Here is a 22,397-nt window from a genome sequence, read left to right as displayed (position 1 = left end):
CAGAGCCGGACCGGGCGAGAAGGGGAGAGCGCCCGGTCCGCGTGCTGCCCCACATCAGATCGCCAGGCGAACGCCCATGCGGAATACGCGACCAAGCACATCATAGAGACTGCGATTGGTCTGCGGATAGGCAGGTGTGTTGTTGCCGGTCGGGCCGTTGCCGACATTGACCGGATCGGTATTGAGTATGTTGCGGATCGATATGAATGCCTGCATCTTGGCGTTGCTGACTTCAAACGAGTAGCTCGTGTTGAAATCGAGGTAGAACGCACCGGGGATCTTGTTCCGGTTGATGGTGCGATTATCCGCTGTAGAGACGGGGCAATCGGTCGAGCAGACGACATAATTGTTGTTGTAGACACCGCCGCTGACGCCGCGACCGACGAACTGGAACGCAATGCTGTCATTGTCGTAGCCAGCGGTCAGACGGTAGGTCCAGTCCGGCAGACTTCCGGTGTTCTCGCCTGCACTATCGGTATCTAGCGTCACGCCGTTCTTGGTGGTCAATTCCAACGCACGGCTGGCAAGGGCGCGGAGCGTGATGTTGCCACCGAAAGCAGGACGGCGATAGCTGGCTTCGAAATCGATACCGCGTGTCTTGACGCTGACGAAGTTGGTCGGCTTGATTTCGATGCTGGTGACGGCAAGGCCCGGTGTCGTGACGCCGCGACCGCCCGTGGTGGAAATGAACGTACAGGCCGCTGCGATGTTCTGGAGATAGCACTGATCCGTCAGAGTCTGTGCCGTCAACGATGAGATCGCATCCTTCAGCGTGATGTCGTAATAATCGACAGACAGAGCAAGACCCGGCAGGAAAGTGGGCGTTACGATGACACCCGCGCCATAAGTCTTGGCGACTTCGGGGCGCAGATTGGCATTGCCTACAGTCGACTCGTTGAACTGGTTCGCGGCGACCGTGCCGTTCGCCTGCGGCACGTTGACGGTGTTGGTGCGGCCCGTGCCCGGTGCGAACAACTCCGACAGGTTGGGCGCGCGGATATCGCGGGATACGGTGCCGCGGAACTTGATGTCGTCAATCGCCTGCCATGTCAGGCCAGCCTTCCAGGTCTTGACCGTACCCGACGTAGAATAATCGGTGATGCGGAAGGCGCCGTTGAAATCCATGCCTTTGAAGATCGGCACGATGGTTTCGACATAGGCTTCCTTCACATTGTATCGGCCCTTGGTGGGCAAATAGTTGCCGTAGATCCAGGTGCCAGTGGTTACACCGTTGGAGACGCTCGGCTGAAAGAGCGGATCGACAAAGCCCGTCACCGATTCCTTGCGATATTCGCCACCAAAGGCGATCGAGACTGGCCCAGCCCACATATCGAACAGATTGTTGGTGGAGAAGTTGAACGCCGCCACTTCCTGCTTGAGATTCTGCGTACGGAGCGGCTGTGCGCCGATGTCGTTGTACAGCACATAGTTGACCGCCGCCTGAGACGCGCCGCCCGCGCCGATACGGTTCAGCGGTATACAGCCATTGGTCGGGCTGGTCAGGGTCGAGCGGCAGACGATGGTGCCTGCTGCGATGCCCGCTGCGTTACCGGCCGGCGCGACGACGGCATCGGTGGCCAGATTCATGCGCTGGATATTCCAGGCGTTGGTCAGCAGCTCACGTGTCTTGGTCTGCCCGTATTGATAGTAAGCGTCCCAGCTCCATTCCTTTCCGAACACACCGAAATCGCCGTTGGCACCCACGACATAGCGGCCGACTTCACGCTCGTTATCGCTGCCCTGAGGCGGAATTTCGACGTTGCTGGTGCCGATCTGAATCGAGTTGAGGTTGTTCGCGACCATCGCTGCACGCACGGAGTCGGGCAGATAGGCGTTGTCGCGCTGGATCGTCACGCCGGTTGTCGGCGTCTGCTGATAGAAGCTTTTGCCGGTGTAGTAGCTGTACGACAGTTGGCCGTACAACTCGAAAGCAGGTGAAAATTCGTAGCTTACGCGGCCAAAGGCGCTGGCGCGTCTTTCCGAAGGCAGCAGCGTTGCGCTGCCGCGATGGCCTGCGGTCGTGATGTCGGTGTCGCCGCCGAGCATCCACTGCCCGCTGGTGGCGCCGAAGTTAAGTTGATTGACCGTCGCCTTGCCGGTTGCCGGATTGACGCTGCCAAAATAGGTGCCGCGCAGCGGACCGGTGCTGATGAGGCCGCCGGGCGTGAACTGGCCGGTGCCGATACCGTCTGACACGATATATTCCGGCACGCAGGGGGTGTTGAGCGATGCAGCATCGCGACAGGTTGCTGCGCTGTAGGCCGGATTATTCGCCAAGAAATAGCCGCTTTCGTTCCAGTCGCGATCAATCGCCTGGATGCCCTTTTGGGTAAAATATTCGCCGCTCAGCAGGATGTGGCCCTTGCCGTCAGCGAATTCCTTGCCGCCCGTGGCGCTGAATTTGTGGTTGGGCCCGTCGCCAAAGGTGGTGACGCCATGCTCATACTCAGCCTTGAAACCTTTGAATTCCTTGTCGAGAATGAAGTTAACGACGCCCGATACGGCGTCCGACCCATAAGCGGAGGACGCGCCGCCGGTCACCACCTCGACACGCGCAATCAGCGCCTGCGGGAAGGTGTTGACGTCGACCTGTCCCGTGGTCGTGGAGGCGACGGAACGTTGGCCATCGAACAATACCAAGGTGCGGTTGGCACCCAGGTTGCGCAAGTTGACGCTGTTGATACCGGCGGCACCGTTCGAGAGCGATCCGTTGCTGCTGGCCGCGGTGCCGCTGCCGCGTACCGCGGGAAGTGTGTTCACGAAGTCGGAAATATTGGCGGGCGCTTCGGACTTCAGTTCCTTGGTGCTGATGACGCTGACCGGTGTCGGCGCGTCATAGCCGTCGCGGACGATGCGCGATCCGGTGACGGTGATGTCCATCGATTCCGACGCAGGTTCGTCAATGTCAGGTGCTGGAGCTACATCCTGCGCATCAGCGGTTTGCGCCGCAAGGCAGAAGGCCGCCGTGCCGATAGTTGCGAGCAGGCTCAGTCTACCGCGCTGTTTGGTCTGTGCACGGCTTGTTACCGTTGAATATTGCAGAACGCCCATATTATTTTATCCCCCTGGAATAATAATGCTGGCCTTCCGACATCCTTTTCCCGTGTCGCCTGACGGCGTTATTGCGTTTCTTGTTTGCGGGCCGGGGAATATTCGCCCCCCGACATGGCGTGTTCGTCATCAGATTGAAGCTGGAAATATTGTTTCCTGATTAGCCTAACGAACTTGCCGGCTATTTCCTCCACCTGCCCGGAGACAGCGTGGAACACAGCGGCACGCGCCTTGCGCCCATTATGGTTTTGATGCAGATATTCGTAGATCGAGACCGAAATTACGCGGCTTTGGAGGAAATATTGGCGAATTCCATCGCAATAACGCTGGATACCATCGATTTTCGAATCTTGAAGGAATTGTCCCAGGACGGTCGCGCATCCGACGTGTCGGTGGGCGAACGGATCAACTTGTCGAGCAGCGCGGTGGCGCGTCGTCGCAAGCTGATGGAGGAAGCCGGTATCATCGGCGGCTATAATGTGTCGGTGAATTTGGCTGCGCTGGGGTTCAGCGGCGTCGTGTTCGTGGCCGTCGAACTCAATTCACAGGCAGAGAATGTCTTGAACGAATTCGAACAGGCCGTCGTGCAATGCCCGTCCATGTCCTATTGCGGGTTCGTTTCTGGGGACACGGATTTCATCATCATGATCCACGTCACGTCGTTCAACGATTATGACAAGATCTATCGCCAGGAGCTATCGATACTCCCGCATGTATCGAAGATACGCAGCAGCTTCGTCATGCGGGAAGTCGCGCGGCGGACAAATCCCCCGACCATATTTCAGAAGCGATAAGCCTCAGTTCGCTGCAGCGGATTTGACCTTCTTGTACGGGACAAATTCACCAAGGCCGACCGATCCACGCTCGAACCGTGCGGCAGTATCGAACAACCGAACGATGTCGACGTTACACAACTGAGAAATCGATGTGCGAGTCACAAGCGCATCGCCATCCCGCAGGCTGCTGGCGCCCGATACCGGACGGTTGACATAAACAGTGCCGTTATTCGTTTCGTACAATATCGCCGTGCCGGTGATGATGCGCGTCGAGCGAATGTCGCGGGAATTGATGCAATTGACCGGCTTGCCGGGTGTACGCCCTTCGATGGCCTTCGCCAGTTTTTGTTCGGGGGTATCGCGCGACGCCGCCTGCGCCTGCGCGCCCGCTGCCATCAGTGCCGTGGCCAAAATCATCGAAGGCAAGATACGCATGTCGTCACCTTTCCGGAACGCGAAATGATTGTCGTTCCTACCCGATAGCGCATGAACGCATGCTGACCAATTCCCGTTCAGGCTTCGCCGAGATGTAGTGACAAATGAAACTTTATTCCCCATACCGACCGCCATGAGCACAGACCTGACCCGCCCGCCCGAAGCTGCGCCCGACTGGACGATATCGCAGGACTGGGCCCGCTATACGGCGGATGAACATGCAATGTGGGACAGGCTGTTCGCGCGGCAATCCGCAATGCTGCCGGGGCGGGTAACGTCGGCGTTCATGGACGGGCTGGACGTGCTGCGCATGACAAAACCGGGGATACCGGATTTTGACGAACTGTCCGAACGATTGATGCGCAAGACCGGATGGCAGGTGGTAGCCGTGCCGGGGCTGGTGCCGGACGAGGTCTTCTTCGATCACCTGGCCAATCGGCGGTTCGTCGCGGGGCGTTTTATCCGGACGCCCGACCAGATCGATTATCTGCAAGAGCCGGATATATTCCACGACGTATTCGGGCATGTGCCGTTGCTCGCCCACCCTGCCTTTGCCGACTATATGCAAGCCTATGGACAGGGCGGATTGCGCAGTCTGGGCTTTGGCGCGCTGCACAAGCTGGCGCGGCTCTATTGGTACACGGTCGAGTTCGGCCTGATCCGCGAAGGCGGCGACCTGAAGCTTTATGGCGCGGGGATCGTGTCGTCCTACGGCGAATCGCGCTTCGCGCTGGAGGACGCATCGCCCAACCGCATCGGCTTCGACGTGATGCGGTTGATGCGAACGGACTATCGGATCGACGATTATCAGCAGAGCTATTTCGTGATCGACAGTTTCGAAGATCTGTTGCGGCAAACGATGGAGACCGACTTCGCGCCTCTATATGCTGCGCTGGAAGATGAGCCGGACCTGGCGCCCGATGCCGTGATCGACGGCGACGTGGTGCTGACGCGCGGTACGCAAGCCTACGCCAAAAACGCAGCGTCGCTGTAGCGGCGGCTCCATTTGCGCTTGCGGCTTTGGGCACGGGCGCGCTATTGACCTGCCACTAATAAAACAGGGCGTCGCGTCAGGGTCTTCGGCAGGACAAAGTCCGCCGGAGAAGTGGGAGACTTGCGGTGCAGCGCGTACGATTTTCAATGGCAGCGGGGGTCGCTGCATTTTCACTCATGCTGCCTGCATCTGTAGGCGCGCAGTCGGCCAGACCCAGCCTGATGGACAGTTTTCGCATTGGCAGCGGCGGTGGCGCACTGTGTCAGGCGCAGAACAAGATCAACGATCCCGCCGGTGGCGGCATGTTCGACCGGGCGTGGACAATTGCCTGCCGCGATTCGGCGCAGCCAGTGGGGCGGCTCTATGCCCTGCGCCTGCCAGCGAACATCAGCGATGCCGATCTGCTCGACAGGCTGGCGAAATCCCGTGGAGCGACATTAGGATGCAGCGCCGAGGGTAGCGTAACGCTCCCCGATCTGGGGCCGGTTATGCTCCGCAACTGCCGGATTGCAGGGAACGGGACCGCTTATCGCATCGCTCGCCTGACGCGCGGCAAGACGACTTATGTCGCGCAGGGTTTTGCCAGCTATGCCAGCGCACTCGATTTGGGTCTGCGCACGATCGTTGCCGACCGCGTCGTCGACGGACCGGTCGAGATCGCGACACTGGGTGGCGAGGATATGACGGCGTTTGCGCGACTGCAGGCCGCAAGCCTTGACCCGCAAACAGTGCTCGCGGAGGGATATCGCCGGAACAATTCGGGCAATTATGCCGAAGCCGCGGAGTTTTTCGACAGCCTTGAGGATCGGTTGGCCAATGCCCCCGATGCGGCAAATCTGGGTGCACCCGAACGCGCGGCGCTGGCCCACGAATATGTCATCAACCGCGCACTGCAACTCTCCAACATGGGGGAATTTGCGCAGGCCGATGCATTGTTCGGGCAAGCGCATGGAATAGCGACACGCGACCGAGTGCAGATTCGGCTGCGGCGCAACTTCGAAGCGATGCATCGGCTTAACCAGCGCGATTATGCAGGTGCGCTGGCACTGCTCGACCAGCCGCTGACCGATCCGCCGCGCGATTTGCTGGACGAGGCCGGTGGCGTTTCGGTGACGCCGATGATTGCCGCGGAGATCAACAGCGGCGTACCGACGACACAGGCGCTGGGCACCGCGCAATCGACCAAGTTGTCGCCGGAAGAACGCGCAGCCATTATCGACGCACAGACGCAGCAGTTGCGCGGCACCTTGCTGCGTGTGACCGGCAAACCGGCGGAAGCGCGGACGACGCTGAACAAGGCGCTGACCGATGCGATGGCGATCCGGCAGGGACGCGTCACATCGATCACGCGACTGCGCGCACAATTGCTGGCGGAAATCGCGCTTACCTATGAAGCGGAAAGCAATTTCGGACAGGCGGAAACGCTGCTCAATCAGGGCATTACCTTGCTCGCGGTGCAATATCCCGAGACGGTAGCGCTGAACGGCGCGCGCGCACGGCTGGGCGCGTTTCTCGTGCGGCGCGGGCGGAAGGACGATGCGATTGTCCTCTATCGCCAGATCATTGCCTCCACGACCGAGAACCACAACGCGCTGACGGGCCTGTCCAATCAGTTGCAGCCGTGGTTCGCGCTGCTGGCGCAGGAAATTCCTAACCGGCCCGAACTGACCGCCGACCTTTTCCTGGCGACGCAGACTTTGGTGCGCCCCGGCGCGGCCGATACGCTGGAAGTGCTGAGCCGTGAGCTGTCGGCAGGCACGGGGGATTCGGCGCGGTTGTTCCGGCAATCGGTCTCGCTGGCGCGCGATATCGAACGGGCGCGGATCAAGCTGGCGCAGCTGACGCTGTTGCAGGCGAGCGATCCATCGATTGCTCCGCAGATCGTTGCGCAGCAGCGGGATATCGAATCGCTGGGTGAGCAGCAGGCGACGACGCTGGCATCATTGAGCGCCTATCCGCAATATCGCGCGGTGGCGAAGGATGTGCTGACGCTGCCCGATATGCAGGCGGTGCTCAAGCCCGGCGAAGCCTATCTGAAGATGGCGCAGCTTGGCGATTCGCTTTATGCAGTGTGGGTCGATCGGCAGGGTGCAACGGGCTATCGCGTGGGTGTCGGCGCAGCGGCGCTGCAGCAGAAAGTGGCCGCGATCCGCGAGACCATTTCGACCACGGTCAATGGCGTGCAAGCCACCTATCCGCTCGATGTCGCTTTGGCACGGAGCCTGTATATCGACCTGTTCGCGCCCGTCGAGAGTCGGCTGGCCGGGGTCGAGCATCTGATTTTCGAGCCCGATGGCGCGATGCTGCAATTGCCCGTCAACCTGCTGATCGCCAGTCAGGCAGGCGTCGATGCCTATGACAAGCGCGTTGCCGCCAAGCCCGATACCGAGTTCGATTTCCGGGGTATCGACTGGCTGGGCCGCAAGCATAGCGTGAGCACGGCGCTGTCGGCACGGGCCTTCCGCGATGCGCGCAACGCACCGGCATCGGCAGCGGCGCGCGATTATATCGGCTTTGGCGAAAATGCGCCGGTATCGGCGATGCGGACCGTTGCCCTGACGCGGTCTGCGTCTCAAACCGTCGGACCCAATTGCAACTGGTCGCCCGCGGAATGGAACAAGCCCATCGCCGCGACCGAATTGCGCGAAGCGGCCAAGCAAGTCGGCCTCGACGGGTCGGAAGTGCTGACCGGCAAGGCATTTACCGACGATGCGATCATGGCGCGTACCAATCTCAACGATTTCCGCATTTTGCACTTCGCCACCCACGGTCTGGTAACGGCCCCGCGCGCGCAATGCCCGGCGCGCCCTGCCTTGCTCACCAGTTTCGGGAACAGTGCAACGTCGGACGGCTTGCTGCAGTTCAGCGAGATCTTCGACCTGAAACTGGATGCCGATCTGGTGATCCTGTCCGCCTGCGACACAGCTGGCAAGGCCAGCCGGGAAGCGACGCAGTCGGCGGGGCTGACTGGCGGCGGCGGTGCGCTCGACGGGCTGGTGCGCGCGTTCATCGGCGCAGGCGGCCGGTCGGTGATCGCCAGCCATTGGCCCGCACCGGAAGAGTTCAAGGCGACCGAGCGGCTGATCAGCGGTCTGTTTTCCGCGCCGCGCGGCATGGGCGTCGCCGATGCGTTGCGCGCTGCCGAAACCACGCTGATGGACGAAGCCGATACCTCGCATCCCTTTTACTGGTCGGGCTTTGCGATCATCGGCGATGGCGCACGTCCGCTGGTGGCCCCGGCGACCGTGGCGCAGCGCTAGGCATTCGTGGGCGAGAACCGAAAACCGGCCAAATCCTGGCTATATCGCGCAACGCGCATCCTGCAGGATGCCGGTCGGTGGCGGCTGATCGCAACGGCGGCGGTGTTGCTGGTCGCCTTGCTCTGTGCGCGATTTAGCTGGGATTACGTGCCGGTCATTCGGGATGCCGAACGGTCCCTCTATGATTTTCGCATGACGGCTTTCGCCCCGCGCGTCGATCAGGATCCGCGCGTCGTGCTGGTCGTGTATAACGACCAGACGCTGATCGCGACGCGGAAACGCTCTCCGCTGGACCGGGCGTTGTTGGCCAAGGCTTTGCGTAACCTCGACACGCTGAGGCCGAAATCCATCGGCATCGATATATTGATCGACCAGCCGCAGGATGAAGACGCCGAACTGATCGCGGCGCTGCGCGCGATGAAGACGCCGACTTATCTGGGCTATGCCGGAATAACGGACAACGTCGACCAGATTATCTACGAACAGCAGCAATATCTTGAAAGCTTCTTCAAGGCCGTAAGTACCGAAAAGGTGAAGCCATCCAGCATCCGGCTGGAGGCGGACGCAGATAATGTGATGCGAAGCTGGCCGGCGCAACTGGCGACCTTGCCCACGATATTGGTGCAGGCAATGGCCCCCTCCCCCGCCTTCACCAAATATCGCGGCAGTATCCGATACCGCTTGCCCGCCGATCCCGACCGCCCGGTCTTTGCGTCCTTCCCCATCGATCTGTTCGCCGATCCCGCCGTCGGCAGCGCCTTTGCCGATCAGATCCGCGGACGGCATGTGATGATCGGGGGCGACATCGTCGATAACGACCAGTTCGAAACGCCGATGTCGGCGCAGACCGGCAAATCCATGATCGGGCTGGAAGTGCACGCCAACATGCTGGCGCAGTCGCTGGACGGCGCGGCACTGACGCGGGTGCCCGGCTGGTTGCTGTGGGGCATCGCCTTTCTGGCGGTGCTGGCGGCAGGGTTCACCAGCCTGACCGAATTGCGCTGGTATGCGCTTGCGCCTTATCTGATCGTGCAGGCTATCCTGTTCGGCGGGCTGCCCTTCTGGTTCCAGAGCAGCGGCTGGGATACGCAAGGGGTGCCGGCCATCGGATGGGCATTGGGCTGGATACTGGCATTCGCGGCCGTGGGATCGGCGGCGCGCGCAGTGGGGTCTCAGCAGCGGCGGTTCGCGCAATCGGCGCTGGGCAAATATCTGCCCCGCGACATTGCCGCACAGATCCTGCAGGAGCCAGAGAAGCTGGCGCTGCATGGCGAGAAGCGCGCAATCTTCGTGGTGTTCACCGATTTGGAAGGCTTCACCAAGCTGTCGCACGCCATCGCGCCGGAAATGGTGGCGCAGTTGCTCAACCGCTATCTCGACAGCCTGTCCGACGTCGTGCTGGCGCATGGCGGCACCATCGACAAGTTCGTGGGCGATGCCGTCGTGGCGTTCTGGGGGGCGCCGATCTCTCGGCCCGACGATGGCATGAACGCAGCCAAGGCCGCCTATGCGATGTGGGAAGCGGGCGAAGCGTTCCGCAAGGACATTCCCGATGGCGTGCCGCCCATCGGCAAGACGCGCGTGGGCCTGCATTACGGTGAGGCGATCGTCGGCAATTTCGGCGGTGAAGGCCGCATTCAATATACCGCGCTGGGCGACAGCATGAACACCGCCGCGCGGCTGGAGGCGGCCAACAAATCGCTGCATTCCAACATGATGGCCAGCCGCGAAGCGATGGAGCGATCCGGGCTGGAATGGTGGCGACCGATGGGGCGGGTGATCTTGCGCGGGCGCGCCAAGCCGGTCGAAATATTCGAACCTGTGCCCGATTTTCCGGCCAGTGATCGCGATCACTTAACCACGATATTGAAACGGGTAGAAGAAGACAGGGCCGGTGCTCTGCAGGATTTGATCGCACTTGTGATGCGACATCCACAGGACACCGCTTTGGCACATTTGCTATATCGGATCGAGCAGACCGAGGATGGAGACGCATATGTTTTGGGGTAGAAAAACGTCACTGGGTATCGCCATGATGCTGGCGCTGGGCGCCGCAACGGCGATGCCTGCAGCAGCCGAGACAATCGTGGTCCGCGCGTCTGGGCCATCGGCCAAGGGCTATCCCCCAGGCAAGAAGCTGGCCGATAGCGGCACGCTGTCGCTCAAAGCGGGCGATGTCGTGACGCTACTCGATGGACGCGGTACGCGGACCTTGCGCGGGCCCGGCACCTTCGGATTGACGGCGCAGGCGAGCACGGGCACCGACAGCCGCAACACGCTGGCGTCGCTGCTGGAAACCAAGCGCGTTCGCCGCGCACGCACCGGGGCCGTACGCGGCGGCGTAGAGGAAGACGCGCCGGCGCCGCGCAGCCCGAACCTGTGGTATGTGGACATCAGCCAGCCGTCCACGGCCTGCGTCCCCGATCCCGCCAATGTCCAATTGTGGCGCCCGGATATCGGCAGCGCCGTGACGTTGACGATCACTTCGATCAACGGCGGTGTCAGCGCGCCAGTGACCTTTGGCGCAGGCGAAGCGGTGGCCGGTTGGCCGGCTGCATTGCCGGTCACTGAGGGCGCCAGCTATCGGCTGAACTGGGCAGGCCTGGCCAAGCCGGTGGATATCGGCTTCTCCTTACTGGGTGCCAGTGCAGGCGGGCTGGAAAACATGGCATCGACGCTGATCGCAAAGAAATGCGATGCGCAACTTGCCCTGCTGGTGGAGACAGTGGCACTGCCCGATCCGGCGCCCGACGCGCCGTGATTGGCCGAGACATATAAAGACCCAAGCGGCTCATAAAGGGACATGGTCGGATCATGCCTGCGCTTGTCAGCGACGAGGCAGGCTGATAGGCCATCGCCCTGATGAGCGCCGCCACAAGAGCGGTGCCGAGTCCCTTTACGGTCGCAGACATATCAAGACAGTCGGTGGTGCGGCCACTGTCGTCTTTCGCGCATATAAGACACTGTTTTCGCAAGCGTAACACATAGTTGCGCGCGAACGGTCGGGGGATCGTAATGGGGCTGAATTTTCGTGCAGGCTGTTTCGGATCGCGCATTCTCGCGCTCTTGACGACGTCTGCCCTGCTGCCCGGCGTGGCACTGGCGCAGGCCGTTCCACCCACAGGCGGTGCACCCACACGCGAGGAAATCGAACGCGGCACTATGCCGACAACCCAAGCCCCCGCTCCTTCCCGTCTGACCGTCGACGGTGGCGTGGAGCGCGCACCCTGCCCGCTTGCCGATCCGCAATATGCCAAGGTCATGGTGACCTTCGCCAGCGTGCAGTTCAACAACATGGCGGCAGTCGATCCGGAAAGCCTGCGCGATAGCTGGGCAGAGTTCGCCGGGCGCGAAGTGCCGATTGCGACCCTGTGCGAAGTGCGCGACCGCGCCGCGACGGCGCTCCGTGCGCGCGGCTATCTCGCCGCCGTACAGGTGCCTGCCCAACGCATCGAGAAGGGCGGCACCGTCGTCATGGACGTGCTGATGGCCAAGCTGGTCGGCGTCGAAGTGCGCGGCGACGCAGGCAATAGCGAGAAAATGATCGCCGCGCATCTTAATGCGCTGAGCAATCAGCCGGTGTTCAACGTGCACGATGCCGAACGGCACCTGCTGCTCGCGCGCGATATGCCCGGCTATGATGTGCGGCTCGCGCTGCGTCCGGCAGGGTCGGGCAAGCCGGGTGAAGTCATCGGCGAAGTGCAGGTGACGCGACGCCAGGTACAACTCGACGTCAATGTGCAAAACCTCGGGTCGCAAAGCGTGGGACGCTTCGGTGCGCTGGCCCGTTTGCAAGTGAACGACATTACCGGCATGGCTGACAGCACTGTCTTCAGCATCTTTTCCACGGCGCAGACCAGCGAGCAAACCGTCCTGCAGGTCGGGCATAGCATGGGTATCGGCAGCGATGGCGTCCGGCTGTCGGGCGATCTCACTCATGCGTGGACCAAGCCGGATATCGTCAACCGCACGCTCAAATCCAAAACGCTGATCGGCAGCCTGACGCTGAGCTATCCGCTGGTGCGGCGGCAATCGCGCAACCTAATCAGCGCGGTCGGTATCGACATCGTTGACCAGAAAGTCGAATTCAGCAATGTGCCGCTGAACCGCGACAAGCTGCGCGTGGTTTTCGCGCGGCTCGATGCCGAAGCCATCGACGCAGCCAGCCTGACGAGCACGGCGGGCTATTCCGCCGGGGAACCCAAATGGCGCGTGGGCGGATCGGTGGAGTTGCGGCAGGGGCTGGACGCGCTGGGCGCTAGCAAGCCTTGCGGTCCCGGCGGTGTAAATTGCGCAGCGCCGCGGGTTCCGCTGGGCCGTATCGAAGCCGATCCGAGCGGGTTTGCCGTGCGGCTGAACGGCTATGGCGAATATCGTCCGGTGCCCAACATCGCCTTCACATTGTCGCCGCGCGCACAATATTCGCCCGATGCGCTGCTGGCCTATGAGCAGATGAGCGCCGGCAATTATACGGTCGGGCGCGGCTATGATCCCGGCATTTTGATTGGCGACAGCGGTGTCGGCTTTGCCGCCGAAATACGCATTGGCAGCGCGATGCCACGGGGGCCGAAGGATCTGACCGTCCAGCCTTTCGCCTTTTTCGACGCGGCATGGATATGGAACAGGTCCAGCGCCTTTGACGGAATCGACCCGCAAAGGCTGTTTTCGGCGGGCGGCGGCATACGCGGCGCATTCGGCAGCCGTGCGCGATACGACCTGACCGTCGCCGCGCCGCTCAAGACCACGACTTTCGAAACACAGCGCAGCGACGTGCGCGTGCTCCTGTCGGTGACCGCCCAATTGCTGCCCTGGAGGCGATAATGCATAAGCTGAAGCAACGATTGTTCTGCACCTGCGCCACGGCGCTTGCCATGGGCGCAGTCGCTTCGATCCTGCCTGCGCAAGCGCAGCAGGGCTTTCTGGGCAATGTCACCGGCACGTTCGGCAGCGAAGGGATCGGCCCTTCGATCAGCGGATCGAACAACATCATTTCGCTGAGCGATCGCGAATCCATCATCGACTGGCAGCCTTCGGACCAGAATGGTACGGGGCCAATTGATTTTCTGCCGCAGGCAAACAGCGTCCTGTTTCAGGAGCAGGTCAGTGCGACGATTACGGACTTCACCGTCCTTAACCGCATCCAGCCCACTACGGGCGCGGGTGTGCCAGTATCGCGCGTCATCGAGTTGAATGGCACGATCCAGAGCCGCTTCAATGGCGTCGCGGGCGGATCGGTATGGTTCTATACGCCCGGCGGATTTGCGGTTGGCGCTAATAGCGTGTTCGATGTCGGCAATCTGGTTCTTACAAGCAATCAGATCGACACGACGGGCGGACTGTACGGCGCGAACAACACGATCCGCTTTCGCGGTGCCGTGGGCAGCACGGCGGGAGTCACCATCGCCTCAGGCGCGCAGATAACCGCTTCGTCAAGCAACAGCTATATCGCGCTTGTCGCGCCGCGCGTGGTGCAGGGCGGCACTGTCAGCGTCAACGGATCGACGGCCTATGTGGGGGCCGAGCAGGCGGACATTCGGATCAATGGCGGGCTGTTCGACATAGCGGTGACGGTCGGCACGACCGACGCGCATGGCGTGGAGCATACGGGGACGACGACCGGACCGGCCTCGGTCGATGCGAGCCCGACCACTCCCGATCCGCAGCGTGTTTTCATGGTGGCCGTACCGAAGAACAATGCGCTCACCATGTTGCTGTCCGGCGACATCGGCTATGCCGCTGCAGCAACCGCCCTGGAAGAGAACAGCGCGGTGGTGTTGTCATCGGGTTACGACGTTGAAAACGGTATAGTCGCGGCGGCACCCAATAGCACCGCGACAGGTGCTGCGGGTATAAGCATCGGGGCGGGGACGTTCTCATCGCAACTCAACGGATCGGCAACCGACGGTATTACCGTCAGTTCCGGGGCCGCCACGCAGTTCTCCGCCGATGCGACATTGAATGCACTGAGTTCGGTGACGCTGTTCGCTGGCGAGGATGCCTCCATTACAGCGCTGGGCAACCTCACGCTTAATGCCGGCACCGGGACCGATGGCGGCTCGATCGGTGTCAGCGCCTTTGGCGACGCCATCACTTCGGCCGCATCGGGCTTCATTAATGTCGCGGGACAGATGACGATCAACGCACGGGGCAGTGGCACGTTCGTCGCGCCCGATGCAGTGGGCGGCACTGTCACCATCAGTTCGGACGGTGGCGACATCCGCTTCGGTAGTCTGGCCGTCGACGCCACCGCCAATGCCAGTGCCGACGCAACCCGCTCCGGCAATGCCATAGGCGGCGCGATCACGTTGGAAGCGCTCAATGCCGGGACGTATACGATCGGCAGTATGACGCTGGACGCATCAGGTAACGGGTACTTCCTGTCGACGCCTCCCTCAATCGGCGGCGATGGGCAAGGCGGCACCATCCGGGTAACCGGCGCGGGCGGCACGATGGACTTTGCCGATGTCACTCTGCGCGCGCAGGCGACTGCAGGAACGTCATCGACGGGCGCAGCGGGTCTGGCCACTGCAGGCGACATCTATGTCGATATTTCCAGCGGTACGCATGACTGGACCGCCCTGTTCGCCGATGTATCCAGCGTTGCGGGCTATTCCACCAATGGCGGCACAATGGCCGGGGCCACGCCGGGCGCGAACGGCATCACCATCGACGTGCGCAATGGCGCGACGCTCAATCTGTCGCAGTCCATATCGCTCTATGGCGACGCCTATGCCTATGGTCCGGGGAGCGGTCCGTCCGAAGTGCGCGGCAGCAATATTACGACACGCGCTCGCGACGGTGGCACATTGAGCATGGTGCTGGATTATTTCGCTTCAGCACAGGCGCGTGGGGCCAATCAGGTGTTTACGCAAACCCCAACGACCGGACCGACTGCCTTCGGCGGCAACATATCGTTGAGCGCGGAAAGCGGGACCTTTTCCGCAGGCAGCATTGAACTTTATACGCGGGCCAATGCAATCAATGCCGACACGCCGGGGAACGCGACCGCCGGCAACGTCACCCTCTTTGCAAGCAGCCCCGGCGCGCAGCGGGGAAGCTTTGCCCTGACCGATTGTGTCAACGCGTTTTGCGAGATAACCGCTACCGGCTCAGGGGCCAGAGGCGTCAATGGGTCGAGCGGTCAGGGTGGCAACATACTGATATATGCCAGCGACGCCGATCTGACCTTGCCCGGCGATTTCACCGCTTATGCTTCGGCACAGGCTGGCGAATCGCGCAACGGGGATGGCATTGTGGGCATCTCCGGCACCGCAACGGCGGGTACGGTCACGGTAGAAAGCCGTGCTGGCGCGCAAAATTCCGCTGTGCTTTCCTTAGGCGCGTTCAACGTGGACGCCAAAGCAGTCGCTACGGCCCCATCCGAAGGCCCCAGCTTCGTCGCTGGCAATGGCGGCGACGCCGTTGGCGGCGGTGTCGTGTTCAATATTCTGGGTGGGCAGTTCTCCGCAGATACCCTTGAGATCACCGCCGACAGCTTTGGTGGGGCGTCTGCTGTGACCTGTCCGGGGTGTGACGGGGGCGGCGTGACGGCGTTTCAAGCGGGCACCGGTACAGGCGGTACGGCCAGTTTCCTGATGGCAGGCGGCACGGCAACGATCGGGACGTTGACCATTTCGGCACTGGGCGTGGGGGGAGACGCGGAGAGCCCCTTCAGCACCGACTCCATCGGTGCAATCGCGGGGGTCGGACGGGGCGGCGCGGCCAGTTTCGAAGCGCGGTCTGGAACGATTACCGTAGGCACCCTCACCGTCTCGGCCGGGGGCCGAGGGGGCGCCGGTGGCGCCACCCTAGATGCAAATGCCGTCGATGGCGGCGCGTCCGTTGGCGGCACAGCCAGTTTCCTGATGGATTTCGGCAGCAATGCCGTGGTCAACGTAACCAGTCTGAATGTGTCCGCCGTTGGTACTGGCGGCATGGGCGGCACGTCCGAACTGAGCGACACTGATGACGCTTACGGAGCGGGGAGCGGCGGCAGCGGGTCGGGTGGCACCGTCGATTTCGTGCTGGCGGGCGGCACGCTTACCAGTCCGTTCATCACGATCTCTGCGTTCGGCACCGGCGGCGATGGCGGACGTAACGGCAGTGACGGCGCAGGCGGCAACGCAGGCAGCGGCACTGGCGGCACCGCCCAGTTCACGCTGGCCAGCGAAGGGCATAGCCTGGGCGTAATCGGCGTCGAAGCGAACGGCAGAGGCGGTGTCGCGGGCGACGCCAAGGCGATCGTGGGCTATGATGCGTTCGGCCAGCCCATCTATGCCGTTGGCATCGGCGCGGGCGGCAGAGGCGGGTCGGGCACGGGCGGTCGCGCAAATATGGTGGTCGATGTCGATCCGATCCTCACGAACCTGACGATCAGCGCAAATGGAGCGGGCACGAGAGGCGGCATTGGCGCAACAGGTGGCAATGGCGGAGCGGGCAATGGCGGTACCAACGGCCTGGGTGCCCAGTTGACCGTCAGCTTCGGCGCATTCACCGTGACAAATCAACTGGATATCACCGCCGAAGGATTTGGCGGAGAGGGCGGCAATGGCGCGACCGGGCGCGGCGGCGATGGCGGCATCGGGACCGCCGGCGAATCGGGGTTTATCGCAACCGGCAGCAGCACGCAGGTCCAAACCAACATCCTCCAGATCCTCAGCAATGGATTAGGCGGCGATGGCGGGGAAAGCGCCGGCATCGGCGTCACAGGTGGAAGCGGCGGAGCGGCCTTTGGCGGGACGGCTGGTCTTCGCGTAGCCGACAACGCACAATTCACCGTCGGACAAAGCACGGTAATCAGCGCCGGGGCGGTTGGTGGCACCGGCAGAGGCGGCACGGCAAGCAGCGTCCCGGGCACCGGCGGTGCAGGCGGCGCGGGCGGGAGTGTAACGGGCGGCATTGCAAGGCTTGCCGTCGAAAACGCGACCTTGATCGACGGGCCCAATGGCAACGTTCAGATTTTTGCAGGCGGACTTGCCGGTGTCAGCGGCCCCGGCGCGCCGGATGGTGGGCTTAACGGACGCGGTGGCGATGCCCTGGGCGGACTGGCGCAGCTCGAAAGCGCGAGCGGCTCCATCACGTTGAATAGCGTTACCGTCGATGCCTCGGCGCTGGGCGCGCGCGATGCGCGGGGCGGCACGGCCAGCGCTGACTTCTTCAATTTCGTCGGGACCGCACTCCCCGCCCCCGGCACCGCAAATATCGCTTCACTACGACTCGATGCGAACGCCTCGGCTAGTTCTCTCGGCGGCTCCATAGGTCTGGGCGGCGCGGGCGCCAATGCCATAGGCGGCACTGCGGCAGCCACGATGGACGGCGCGGGCATAGTGACGCAACTGGGCAGCTTCAGCGCGACTGCCAGAGCCTTTGGCGGCAGCGCACGACAAGGCCTTGATGCAGGAACGGCGGGCGCAGACGGTGGAACGGCGACCGGCGGGCGCGCGCGGTTCGTCGCGACGGGCAACAGTCAGACGACGCTCGGCTCCTCGTTCAGCCTTATTGCCGACGCCACAGGCGGGGTCGGCGCAGACGGCGTGTCCGGCACGGTAGGCGGCGCTGGCGGCAATGGCGGCACGGCGCAGGCGGGCGACGCACGCTTCACCATCGACGCGGCTCAGGTGTTGGCAACCAGCGGCGACTATCTCATTTCCGCACAGGCAACGGGCGGTGCTGGCGGGGCGGGCGGCAATGGCACCAACTCCGGCGCCAGCGGCGGGATCGGCGGCAATGGCGGCGACAGCACGGGCGGCCTCGCGCTGTTCCGCGCAACCCAAAGCGACTTCGATCTACCCAATCTATCCATCTTCGCAAATGCAACGGGCGGGCTTGGCGGGATCGGCGGCTCTGGACCGGCGTTCCCCGGCAACCCTTCGGCGACCCCACCCGTACCGCCGTCCGGCCCGATCCAGTCAAGCGTGGGCCTGAGTGGTGGCGGCTCGGGCGGCATCGCGCAACTCCTGCATGCCGACACTGGTACGCTGGCATTGGGCGCGCAGCGGAGCATCGACGGGGTCACTATGCAGGCAAGCGGGATATTCCCTGCCGCCTCAACCTTTGGCGTTGGACCTACCGCGGGCCGGATCGACATTACGGACACATCGACAGCCGCAGGCGGCGGTCTGGTGATTAACGGGACGTTGTCTGGGACAAGCTTGGGCGATGGCGCCTGCGCCTGTTCGGGCATCAACGTCAGCAGCAGTGCCAACCCGATCCAGACGTTCAACACGTTGCTGTCCACCGACGGTGCAACGTCCTTTGCCTTTACCGGCGGCGGCTCTCTGCGCGCTTTGGGCGTGCTGAACGCCGATAGTGGCCCCACGATTACGATCGCGCACAGCAATCAACCCGCCACCCCGGTCGATAGTCTGTTCGGGGGAGTAGTATCGCTATCGGCACAGGGTAGCATAAATGCCGATGCTGGCAGCGCGCTGCGTGCCGCAGGCAACCTCCGCATCGTAAGCCAGCTTGGCTCGGTCCAGTTGGCGAACGCTCGTGCCGGTGCTGCAGCCGATATCCAGGCCATCGCTGGGTCGGTGCAGGGCAACATGCTATCGGGCGCAAGCATTACCGTTAGCGGCAATCAGGGCATTAACTTCTCAACGGTCAGTTCCGGTGGGACGACAAGTTTGACTGCGCCGAATGGCGCTATTCTTCTGGCGGATCTGTCGTCTGTTGGCGCAGTGACGGCAACCGGACGGTCCGTGACCATAGCTGGCACCGGTGCACTTACTTTCACCAATGGCACCGCGACCGCCGGAGACCTTTCGCTGAGCGCCGGGACGCTCAGCATTGGGGATGCGTTCGCAAGCAACTCCCTCTCGCTCATCTCGACGGGTGAACTGACGGCCGGAACGGTTACCGCCACCGATGATATGACATTGACCAGCGGTCTTTCGACAACCGTGACCGGGAACATCGATCCGCGCAGTTTGACGATCACGTCGGGGCGCGACGTCAATCTGGGCGCGGGGGTTCTGGTGACGGGGCCGCTGCGCATCACGGCACAAGGGACTGCGCGGTTCCAGGGGCAAGTCAATGCGCAGACCATCGACGTGCGATCCAGCGATATCGTGATTGGCACCGCAGGACGCCTGGGCGTGCAGGGTACGACGCAATCGCTCATCCTGAACGCCGCATTCCGGCAAGGCCGCGACTATATCGGCGGCGCGGATCAGGCCAATGCGTACAGCCTGTCGGGCGACGAAATGGCGCGGCTTTTCGCGCAGAACATAACGATCAATCCGCAGGGGCAGACCACCGTCGGCGGATTTACGCTGACGTCGGGCACGTCCGCATCGGGCGTTCCGGGAAATCTGGGTCTGAACGGAACGCTGACCATCAACTCGCCGGGACGCATGGAAATCATCGGCGCGGTGCAGTTGACCGGGTTGGGCCAACAAGGTGGACTGGCATTGCAGGCTGGCAACGGCATCGACCTGTTCACCGATACCGGATCGATCGATCTGCGCGGTAGCGGGGCGGCATTGGGCGGCGTGCTGACGATCGACAGTGTCGGCTTCTATCAGGCAACGCGCACTACGCTGGATGCGATAACAGGCATCAACATTCCGCTCGACACCCGCAGCAACCGGCTGGCGATCAACGACGGAGCCGTCAACGATCAGGGGTTCACCCGCGCCGGTACGATACGCTTTGCCACGCCGCTCAACCTGTTCATTCAAAACAGCGGCGCGGGCACGGCCTTTGCCGACCGTCGGGGTTTCACGGCCAACAGCGTGTCGATCCAGAATGCCACGGCCAATACGGAAATCGCCATCAACGGACGGCTGGTAGATGCATCCGGCGCGTTCGTCACGGGGCTGCAGGCAATCCCGCTTGTCTCGATCAATGGCGTCGGCGGGGGGCAAATTGGGTCTTTCGCGGCACGCTCGACTGCCAATGGTTGCCTGATCGGCAATGTCGCGAACTGTGGCGTGATCGCGCCGACCGTGCCGGAGGTCGAGACGCAGGACAATCGTGACAGCATCGACCGGATCGTCGATCCAGCCGTTGCCGGCGGACAGATTTTCCCGGTCATCGTCGTTGAGCTGCGCGATTTCGTGGTGGAAGGATATCCGCCACTGATCGACGAGCCAGTGACCGGCGCAGGCAATGAAGACCTGTGGGACAGCGATTGCAGCGTAAGCGGTGATAACGGATGCGGCGGTTCAGTAGCGCCTTAACGGATCAAAGGGGACATTTATGACGAAGGCTTCAGACCTGTTCATTCAATGCCTGGAAGAAGAAGGCTGCGAATATATCTTCGGGGTTCCAGGCGAAGAGAATCTCGACATGCTCGACAGTTTGAGCCGGTCGAAGTCGATCAAGCTGATCCTGACGCGCCACGAACAAGGCGCTGGCTTCATGGCCGCGACCTATGGACGGCACACCGGCAAAACCGGCGTGTGCATGGCGACATTGGGCCCGGGCGCGACCAATTTCGTAACCGCTGCCGCTTATGCTCAGCTTGGCGGCATGCCGATCCTGATGGTGACGGGGCAAAAGCCGATCAAGAAGAGCAAGCAGGGCCGGTTCCAGATCCTGGACGTGGTGTCGATGATGGGGCCGATCACCAAATATACCCATCAGCTTGCGAGCGCCGACAATATCCCGAGCCGCGTGCGCGAAGCCTATCGCCTGGCCGAAGAGGAAAAGCCCGGTGCGACGCATCTGGAATTTCCAGAGGATGTGGCGGACGAGGATACCGACAGCACGCCGATCAAGCCCAGCCTTGCGCGTCGCCCCTCCGCTGACCCCAAGGCCGTGCGCGCAGCGGTGAAGATGCTGGAGAAGGCGAAAGCGCCAATCTTGGTGATCGGTGCGGGTGCGAACCGGAAAATGACGGGCCGGATGCTCCTGCAATTCGTGGAAAAGACCGGCATTCCGTTCCTCACCACGCAGCTTGGCAAGGGCGTGATCGACGAGACCCATCCCAAGTTCCTGGGTTGCGCGGCGCTGTCCGCAGGCGATTTCGTGCATCGCGCGATTGGTGCCGCCGACCTGATCGTCAACATTGGTCATGACGTGATCGAAAAGCCGCCTTTCTTCATGAAGAACGATGGCGGCACGCCGGTCATCCACATTTCGACACGCTCGGCGGAAGTCGATCCGGTCTATTTCCCGCAAGTCGAAGTGATCGGCGATATCGCCAACGCGATCTGGCAGATGAAGGAAGACATTGTTCCGCAAGACTGGGCCAGCGAGAAAATGCTGGATTATCGCAAGGCGGAAGTCGCGCATACGGCCAGCCTGGACGGCGACGACCGCTTCCCGATTTTCCCGCCCTATCTGGTGCGGAAAGTGCGCGAGGCGATGCCCAATGACGGCATCATCTGCCTCGACAATGGCGTCTACAAAATCTGGTTCGCGCGTAATTATCCGGCGCGGCAGCAGAACACCGTGCTGCTGGACAATGCGCTGGCGACGATGGGCGCGGGGCTGCCTTCCGCAATGGCAAGCGCGATGGTCTATCCCGACCGCAAGGTGATGGCGATCTGCGGCGACGGCGGTTTCATGATGAACAGTCAGGAGATGGAAACCGCCGTCCGCCTGAAACTCAACATCACGGTGCTCATCCTGAACGATGGCAGCTATGGCATGATCCGTTGGAAGCAAGCCAATATGGGTTTTGCCGATTTCGGACTGACTTATGGCAACCCGGATTTCGTAAAATATGCCGAAGCCTATGGCGCGTTCGGGCATCGCGTGGAAAGCTCGGCGCATCTGAGCGAATTGCTCAAGCACACACTCGACACGCCCGGCGTGCATCTGATCGACTGTCCTGTGGATTACAGTGAGAACGACCAGATATTGAACAAGGACATCAAGGAACTGAGCGCAGCGCTCTGACTTCTGCTATTGCCTCCTGCCAGCGCGCAGGAG

The 22,397-nt window shown here is 62.2% G+C and carries 10 protein-coding genes; 8 read left to right on the top strand and 2 right to left on the bottom strand.

What is annotated here, in order from left to right:
• Positions 1-54 precede the first annotated feature (54 nt).
• Positions 55-3,051: a TonB-dependent receptor gene (locus LQ220_RS02415; protein WP_230186675.1), complete on the bottom strand. Its 2,997-nt coding sequence runs from the start codon at positions 3,049-3,051 to the stop codon at positions 55-57.
• Between the two features lie 302 nt (positions 3,052-3,353).
• On the opposite strand from LQ220_RS02415, the gene LQ220_RS02410 reads away from it, so the two are divergent.
• Positions 3,354-3,845 carry an Lrp/AsnC family transcriptional regulator gene (locus LQ220_RS02410; protein WP_230186674.1) on the top strand — a complete coding sequence of 164 codons (492 nt, stop codon included), beginning with the start codon at positions 3,354-3,356 and terminating at the stop codon, positions 3,843-3,845.
• A 3-nt stretch (positions 3,846-3,848) separates the two neighbouring features.
• Here the strand turns inward: LQ220_RS02410 and LQ220_RS02405 are convergent, their stop codons facing one another.
• A complete protein-coding gene (locus LQ220_RS02405) occupies positions 3,849-4,262 on the bottom strand; it encodes a hypothetical protein (protein ID WP_230186673.1) in 414 nt (137 codons plus the stop codon).
• A gap of 133 nt (positions 4,263-4,395) precedes the next feature.
• On the opposite strand from LQ220_RS02405, the gene phhA reads away from it, so the two are divergent.
• The 7 genes from phhA to LQ220_RS02370 all read left to right on the top strand — a co-directional run bounded on the left by phhA (position 4,396) and on the right by LQ220_RS02370 (position 22,364).
• Positions 4,396-5,256: a phenylalanine 4-monooxygenase gene (gene phhA, locus LQ220_RS02400; RefSeq protein WP_230186672.1), complete on the top strand. Its 861-nt coding sequence runs from the start codon at positions 4,396-4,398 to the stop codon at positions 5,254-5,256.
• A 125-nt stretch (positions 5,257-5,381) separates the two neighbouring features.
• On the top strand, positions 5,382-8,516 hold the full coding sequence (locus tag LQ220_RS02395) for a CHAT domain-containing protein (protein WP_230186671.1): 3,135 nt from the start codon (positions 5,382-5,384) through the stop codon (positions 8,514-8,516).
• A gap of 6 nt (positions 8,517-8,522) precedes the next feature.
• Positions 8,523-10,526, top strand: a complete 2,004-nt coding sequence (locus LQ220_RS02390; RefSeq protein ID WP_230186670.1) for an adenylate/guanylate cyclase domain-containing protein — start codon at positions 8,523-8,525, stop codon at positions 10,524-10,526.
• On the top strand, positions 10,513-11,277 hold the full coding sequence (locus LQ220_RS02385) for a hypothetical protein (protein WP_230186669.1): 765 nt from the start codon (positions 10,513-10,515) through the stop codon (positions 11,275-11,277). Before LQ220_RS02390 ends, LQ220_RS02385 begins: the two co-directional genes overlap by 14 nt.
• Positions 11,278-11,531: 254 nt before the next feature.
• Positions 11,532-13,337, top strand: coding sequence for a ShlB/FhaC/HecB family hemolysin secretion/activation protein (locus LQ220_RS02380; protein ID WP_230186668.1), 1,806 nt, complete (start codon positions 11,532-11,534; stop codon positions 13,335-13,337).
• Complete coding sequence (locus tag LQ220_RS02375) at positions 13,337-20,698, top strand: hypothetical protein (RefSeq protein WP_230186667.1); 7,362 nt, start codon at positions 13,337-13,339, stop codon at positions 20,696-20,698. The genes LQ220_RS02380 and LQ220_RS02375 overlap by 1 nt, the downstream gene beginning before the upstream one ends.
• Before the next feature lie 19 nt (positions 20,699-20,717).
• Positions 20,718-22,364, top strand: coding sequence for an acetolactate synthase large subunit (locus LQ220_RS02370; RefSeq protein WP_230186666.1), 1,647 nt, complete (start codon positions 20,718-20,720; stop codon positions 22,362-22,364).
• Positions 22,365-22,397: the final 33 nt, after the last annotated feature.

The sequence above is a fragment of the Sphingobium sp. CECT 9361 genome, assembly GCF_918741285.1.
GTDB lineage: Bacteria > Pseudomonadota > Alphaproteobacteria > Sphingomonadales > Sphingomonadaceae > Sphingobium.
This window is presented reverse-complemented; position numbering and strand designations above follow the sequence as displayed.